The following is a 6,340-nucleotide window of genomic DNA, read 5'->3' as shown; positions in this document are numbered from 1 at the left end:
TCGCTGCTCGGTCCGGGGCGCGGGGTGGGATGATGAAGGAGCGGACGGGCGGGATCCGGCGGGTCGAGGAGTCGCCATGGCGGAAACAGGGGTCCACCGGGAAGACGCCGCGGACGAGCGGCCGAGGCACGGGCGGGACGAGAGCGCCGAGGAGCGGGCGGATCGCCGATGGGTGGATCTGCTGCAGGAGCTGCGGGTGGCGCAGACGGGCATGCAGATCCTGTTCGGCGTGCTGCTCATCGTGGTCTTCCAGCCGGCCTTCGCCACCCTGGGCGGCGCCGACCGCACTCTCTACGTCACCGCGGTCACCCTGGGCGCGGCCACCGTGGCCGCGCTGATCGCCCCGGTGGCCCTGCACCGGATGGTGGCCGGCCGGCACATCAAGCCGGAGACGGTGGTGCTGGCGGCGGCCATCGCCAAGGCGTCCATGGGCCTGCTGGCCGCCACCATGTCCGCGGCCCTGCTGCTGTTGTTGCGGGTGGCGGTGGACGACACGATCGCCGCGGTGCTGACGGGCGCCTTCGTGCTCTGGCTGCTGATGCTGTGGCTGCTGCTGCCGATGTGGGCCAGGCGCCACTACTCCAGCCGGCGCTGAGACGGGAGAGCCCGGCCCGCCAAGTGTTGCCCACGCCTCATGTGTGCGTGCTGTTCAAGGGGAGTCCTCCCCGGCCAAGCTGTGCGGCGTGCCCGGAAGCTTCGCGGGCGTGTTTCTGATCGAGTCGGGACCACCGCCGTTGACGGCCAGAGCAGCGAACGGAGAACACTCGTGATTGTCGGAGTCCTCAAGGAGGCGCGGGCGGGTGAGAGCCGGGTGTCGTCCACCCCGGCCACCGTCGAGCGGATCCGCGCACTGGGGTACGGGGTGGTCGTCGACCCGGGCGCGGGCGCCGCGGCCGGCTTCCCCGACAGCGCCTACCAGGCCGCCGGCGCCACCGTCGGCGACGCGGCCGCGGCGGACGTGGTGCTGGGGGTCAACGCCCCCGTCCCGGCGCAGCTGGACCTGGTCCGGCCGGAGGCGACGGTGATCGCCCTGTTCGCGCCCGCCTTCGACCCGGCGATGGTCCAGGAGCTGGGCGGCCGCCCCTTCACCGCCCTGTCGATGGACGCCGTGCCGCGCATCAGCCGGGCGCAGTCCATGGACGTGCTGTCGTCCATGGCGAACATCGCCGGCTACCGGGCGGTGATCGAGGCGGCGCACGAGTTCGGCCGGTTCTTCACCGGCCAGGTGACGGCCGCCGGCAAGGTGCCGCCGGCGAAGGTGCTGGTCGCGGGTGCCGGGGTGGCCGGACTGGCGGCGATCGGCGCCGCGGGCTCGCTCGGCGCGGTGGTGCGTGCCACCGACCCCCGGCCCGAGGTGGCCGACCAGGTCCGCTCGCTGGGCGGCGAGTACCTGCCCATCGAGTCCCCCGAGGTGGAGGTCTCCGCGACCGGCTACGCCAAGGAGATGGGCGACGGCTACCGGGCGCGCGAGGCCGAGCTCTACGCCGCCCAGTGCCGCGAGGTGGACATCGTCATCACCACCGCGCTGATCCCCGGCCGTCCCGCGCCCCGGCTGATCACCGCGGAGATGGTGGCGGCCATGCGGCCGGGCTCGGTGATCGTCGACATGGCGGCTGCCAACGGCGGCAACGTCGAGGGCACGGTGAAGGGCGGGAAGACCGTCACCGAGAACGGTGTGACCATCATCGGCTACACCGACCTGGCGGGCCGACTGCCCGCGCAGGCCTCGCAGTTGTACGGCACCAACCTGGTGAACCTGCTGAAGCTGATGACCCCGGGCAAGGACGCCCGGCTGGTCCTCGACTGGGACGACCCGGTGCAGCGCTCCATCACCGTCGTCCGCCGGGGCGAGCCGGCCTGGCCGCCTCCGCCGGTCCAGGTCTCGGCCGCCCCGGCCCCCGCGCCCGCCCGGGCCGTGGCGGAGCCCGCGCCCAAGAAGGCCCCGGCGACGGCGCGGCAGCGGTTCGGCGGGGCGGCCCTCGGCGCCCTGGCGCTCTTCCTCACGGCGGCGTTCGCCCCGGCGGCGCTGCTGCCCCATGTGACGGTCTTCGTGCTCGCGATCGTGATCGGCTACTACGTCATCGGCCATGTGCACCACGCGCTGCACACCCCGCTGATGTCGGTGACCAACGCGATCTCCGGGATCATCGTGGTCGGCGCGATCCTGCAGATCGGCCACGCGAGCACGGCCGTCACGGTGCTGTCGGCCGTGGCGATCCTGCTGGCCAGTATCAATGTCTTCGGCGGCTTCGCGGTGACGCGTCGCATGCTCGCCATGTTCAACCGGAGCTGACATGTCTGCGACCACCGCCGCCCAGGCGGCCTACCTCGTCGCCGCGCTGCTGTTCATCATGGCGCTGGCGGGACTTTCGAAGCACGAGTCGGCACGGCTCGGCAACGCGTACGGCATCCTCGGCATGGGCGTCGCGCTCGCCGCGACGGTCGTGCTCGCCGTGGACGGCGACATCAGCGCCGCGGGCATCGGGCTGATGGCCCTCGCGATGCTGTTCGGCGCGCTGATCGGGCTGAGGAAGGCCCGCGGCGTCGAGATGACCGGCATGCCGGAACTGATCGCCCTGCTGCACTCCTTCGTCGGACTGGCGGCCGTACTGGTCGGCTGGAACGGCTTTCTGAACGTCGAGCACGACCCGGACGGGCACGAGGCCCGGGCCCTGGACGCGCTCGGCACGCTGGGTGTCCACCACGCCGAGGTGGTCATCGGCCTCTTCATCGGCGCGGTGACCTTCACCGGGTCCATCGTGGCGTATCTGAAGCTCGCCGCGAAGATCGACTCCAGGCCGCTGATGCTGCCCGGCAAGAACGCCCTCAACCTCGGTTCGCTGGGCCTGTTCGCGGCCCTGACGGTGTGGTTCACCATCACCCCGGAGCTGTGGCTGCTGATCGCCGTCACGGCCCTGGCGCTGGCGCTGGGCTGGCACCTGGTGGCCTCGATCGGCGGCGGTGACATGCCGGTCGTGGTCTCGATGCTCAACAGCTACTCCGGCTGGGCCGCGGCGGCCTCCGGCTTCCTGCTCGGCAACGACCTGCTGATCGTCACCGGCGCGCTGGTCGGCTCGTCCGGTGCCTACCTCAGCTACATCATGTGCAAGGCGATGAACCGCTCCTTCCTCGCGGTCATCGCCGGCGGCTTCGGCATCGAGGCGGCCTCGGACGCGGACACCGACTACGGCGAGCACACCGAGATCACCGCCGAGTCCGCCGCCGAACTGCTCGGCTCGGCCCGCTCCGTGGTCATCACCCCCGGGTACGGGATGGCCGTGGCACAGGCCCAGTACCCGGTCGCCGAGCTCACCTCGAAGCTGCGGGCCAGGGGCGTCGACGTGCGGTTCGGCATACACCCGGTGGCCGGCCGGCTGCCCGGCCATATGAACGTGCTCCTCGCCGAGGCCAAGGTGCCGTACGACATCGTGCTCGAAATGGACGAGATCAACGAGGACTTCGCCAAGACCGACGTCGTCCTGGTGATCGGCGCCAACGACACGGTCAACCCGGCCGGGGCCGAGGACCCCAGCAGCCCCCTCGCCGGGATGCCGGTCCTCACCGTCTGGGAGGCCGGGCAGGTCATCGTGTTCAAGCGCTCGATGGCCTCCGGCTACGCGGGCGTGCAGAACCCGCTCTTCTTCAAGGAGAACACCGCGATGCTCTTCGGCGACGCCAAGGCCCGGGTGGAGGACATCGTCGGCGCCCTCTGAGGCGCGGGGCCTCGTCGGCCCGCCGTACGAACGCGGGCGGGAGCGTTTGGCGGCGGCGACGAGGCCCGACGGGGGCCGGCGGGCCAGGATCGGGGCAGGCCCGCGGACGGAGGCGGGAACGACCGGAAGGCAGCCCCGTGATGCGCCACACGCCCCGCCCGGCTTCCGGCATGCTCGGCATCCTCGGCGGGATGGGCCCGCTCGCCACGGCGGACTTCTACCGCCGCCTGGTCGAGCGCACCCCGGCCGGTTCGGACCAGGCGCATCTGCCGGTGGTCCTCTGGGCCGACCCCGCCGTCCCGGACCGCACCGCGGCGCTGCTCGGCGAGGGGCCGTCCCCCGTCCCCGCCCTGGTGGAGGGCGCGCGCCGGCTCCGGGACGCCGGAGCGAGCTGCCTCGCCGTGCCCTGCAACACCGCGCACGCCTATGTGGAGCAGCTGTCCCGGGCCACCGGCGTCGAGGTCCTGGACATGGTCGGGGCCGCCCTGGAGGCGGCGGCGCGCCGGGTGCCGGGGGCCGGGCGGGTGGGGGTGCTGGCGACCCGGGGGACGCGGCTGGCCGGGCTGTACGAGCGGGCCGGGGAGCGGCTCGGACTCGACGTGGTCCAGGTGCCCGAACCCGTACAGCGGGAGTACGTGGATCCCGCGATCCGCGCGGTCAAGGGCGGCGCCGACCTCGCCGGGCCCGAGCGGTGGCTCGCCGTGGCGGCGGCGAGCCTGCGGGAGCGGGGCGCGCGGGTGGCCGTCGCCGCCTGCACGGAGCTGCCGCTGATCAGCGGGGCGGCGGCCCGGGTGCTGCCGCTGGTCGACTCCACCGACGCCCTGGCCGAGGCCGCCGTCGCCCGCCTCTGGCGCCCGGGCGAGGCGATTCGTACGGTGGTACGAACAGGCTGACCCGTTCTCGTCCACAGGCACCGGATCGCGCGGTCGCGGGCGGCCTACCCTGCGGAGATGATCAGGCACATGTCGGCGTACCCCGCGCGAAGCCTCAGCCGGGTGCTGGAGGACTTCGGCCACACCCTGCTGGATCTGCTCCACGGCGACCCCGGGGCGGCCGGGGAGATCGGCGGCGTCGGCATCCACGACCCCTACGACGAGCAGCACTACCCGGAACGCGCCATCGTGCTCGGTGTGGGGGTGCACGGCGCGGAGGAGACCGGCCGGCTGCTGCGCCAGCTCGGCGCGCTCGGCGCCACCGCCCTGGTCGTCCGCGGCCCCGTCGAGGACGAGGGCGCGCTGGAGCCGGTGGTGCGGGAGACCGGGGTGGCCCTGCTCGCCCTGACCCGCGGGGCCTCCTGGGCGCAGCTGGCGGCGATGCTGCGCACCCAGCTCGCCGAGGGCGATGTGGGGGAGGGGGAGGAGCAGACCCTCGGCGGAGTGCCCTCCGGGGACCTCTTCGCCGTGGCCAACGCCGTCGCCACCCTGCTCGACGCCCCGGTGACCATCGAGGACCGCCGCTCCCGCATCCTGGCGTTCTCCGGCCGGCAGGACGAGGCGGACGCGCCCCGGGTGGAGAGCATCCTGGCCCGCCAGGTGCCCGAGCGCTATCTGCGCCACCACGAGGAGCACGGGGTCTTCCGGGAGCTGTACCGGGGGGAGGGCCTGGTGCACGTCCCGGCACCGTCCCTCGGGGACGAGGGGGCGCTGCCCCGGGTGGCGGTGGCGGTCCGGGCCGGGGACGAGTTCCTGGGCTCGGTGTGGGCGGCGCTGCGCAAGCCGCTGACCCCGGAGCGGGAGCGGGCGTTCCTGGAGGCGGCCAAGCTGGTCGCCCTCCATATGCTCCGCTTCCGGGCGGGCACCGACGCCGAGAACCGGCTGCGGGCCGACCTTGTCACCACCGCGCTCGAAGGCGGGCCCGGGGCGCTCCAGGCGCTCGGCCGGCTCGGGCTGGTCGGCGAACCGGCGCTGGTCATGGCCATGGGCCTGGTGCCCGTACGGCCCGGACCGGACGAGGACCACGCCCAGGTCACGGCCGAGCGCCAGCGCCTGGCCTCCGCCCTGGCCGTCCACCTCACCGCCGTACAACCGCGGTCCGCCGTGGCACTGCTCGGAGACGTGGTCTACGCGCTCTTCCCGGTGCCCGGCGACACCTCGCACGCCCGGGAGCGGGCCCTGCAGGTGGCCGCCAACTTCCTGGCCCGCACCGGCGACCGGACCGGCGCCGTCCTCGGGATCGGCTCGGTCGCCGCGGACCCCGCCGCGTTGCCGCGCTCCCGGGCCAACGCCGACCGGGCGCTGCGGGTGCTGTCCACCGGCGGCACCGGACGGCGCGCCGCCTCGATCGCCGATGTGTACGTGGAGGCCCTGCTCATCGAGCTGCGGGACCTGGCCGCCGCCAACCGGGACGAGCTCTCCGGCCCGCTCGCCCGCCTCGTCGCGTACGACACCCGGCACAACGCCCATCTGGTGCAGACCCTGCGGGCGTGGCTGGACGCCTTCGGGGACGTGATGACCGCCTCCGCGAGCGTGTTCGTGCACCCCAACACCTTCCGCTACCGGATCCGCCGGGTGGCGGAGGTGGGGGAGATCGACCTCCAGGACCCGGAGGCCCGGTTCGCCGCGATGCTGCAACTGCGGCTGCTGGGACCGGGATCGGGAAGCTAGAGCGGGCCGTGGGCCGGGCCCGCC

5 protein-coding genes are annotated in these 6,340 nt (G+C 73.8%); all 5 read left to right on the top strand.

Features of this window, described 5'->3' with window-relative positions:
* Window positions 1–76 precede the first annotated feature (76 nt).
* The 5 genes from M1O15_RS25480 to M1O15_RS25460 all read left to right on the top strand — a co-directional run bounded on the left by M1O15_RS25480 (window position 77) and on the right by M1O15_RS25460 (window position 6,316).
* The gene (locus M1O15_RS25480; RefSeq protein ID WP_248636509.1) at window positions 77–595 is read left to right on the top strand and encodes a DUF6328 family protein; all 519 of its coding nucleotides are present in this window, start codon (window positions 77–79) and stop codon (window positions 593–595) included.
* Window positions 596–766: 171 nt separating this feature from the next.
* Entirely contained in the window at window positions 767–2,293 is a 1,527-nt protein-coding gene (locus tag M1O15_RS25475; RefSeq protein WP_248636507.1) for a Re/Si-specific NAD(P)(+) transhydrogenase subunit alpha, read from the top strand.
* A 1-nt stretch (window position 2,294) separates the two neighbouring features.
* Window positions 2,295–3,713 (top strand): Re/Si-specific NAD(P)(+) transhydrogenase subunit beta, encoded by a 1,419-nt coding sequence (pntB, locus tag M1O15_RS25470; protein ID WP_248636506.1) that lies wholly within the window; start codon window positions 2,295–2,297, stop codon window positions 3,711–3,713.
* 140 nt (window positions 3,714–3,853) lie between these two features.
* Window positions 3,854–4,606, top strand: coding sequence for a cysteate racemase (gene cuyB, locus M1O15_RS25465; protein ID WP_248636504.1), 753 nt, complete (start codon window positions 3,854–3,856; stop codon window positions 4,604–4,606).
* 69 nt (window positions 4,607–4,675) lie between these two features.
* Window positions 4,676–6,316 (top strand): PucR family transcriptional regulator, encoded by a 1,641-nt coding sequence (locus M1O15_RS25460; protein WP_248636517.1) that lies wholly within the window; start codon window positions 4,676–4,678, stop codon window positions 6,314–6,316.
* Window positions 6,317–6,340: the final 24 nt, after the last annotated feature.

This window comes from Streptomyces lichenis, from assembly GCF_023218175.1.
Taxonomy (GTDB): Bacteria; Actinomycetota; Actinomycetes; order Streptomycetales; family Streptomycetaceae; genus Streptomyces; species Streptomyces lichenis.
Note: the sequence above shows the minus strand (reverse complement) of the source record. Positions and strands in the feature narration are given on the sequence as shown.